Source organism: Novosphingobium mangrovisedimenti (assembly GCF_025153475.1).
In the GTDB taxonomy this organism is placed as follows: domain Bacteria; phylum Pseudomonadota; class Alphaproteobacteria; order Sphingomonadales; family Sphingomonadaceae; genus Novosphingobium; species Novosphingobium mangrovi_A.
Window position 1 is genome coordinate 1 of record NZ_JANZXA010000078.1, and the last position, 302, is coordinate 302.

1 protein-coding gene is annotated in these 302 nt (G+C 66.6%); it reads right to left on the minus strand.

Annotated features, from left to right (window positions below; genetic code table 11):
• Positions 1–302 (minus strand): hypothetical protein (locus tag NZK81_RS21545; protein ID WP_260048003.1); only part of this gene is annotated, 302 nt, incomplete at both ends.

A 302-nucleotide genomic window follows, 5' to 3' on the forward strand; every position in this document is an offset into this window, starting at 1 on the left:
TCGGTGCCGTAGTCCACCGGGTTCCCGCCGTCGGTGAAGTTGTCGGCGAAGTTCGCGGTGGTCGAGGCCAGGCCCGCCGGCGAGCTATTGCCGTCGGTCTCGCTTCCCTCCGGACGCGTCTCGTCGAGCGTCAGCGTGTCCGGCGTCCCGTTGATCACCTTCGCATCCGGCCCGTCGTCCTCGATGAAGAAGACGTTGGCACCCAGGTTGATCGAGGCGGTGTCCTGATCGCCATCGGCATCGGTAACCGTCTGGACGACCTTGAGGTCCGCCGCATTGGCCAGCGTCAGGCCCTCGCTGTC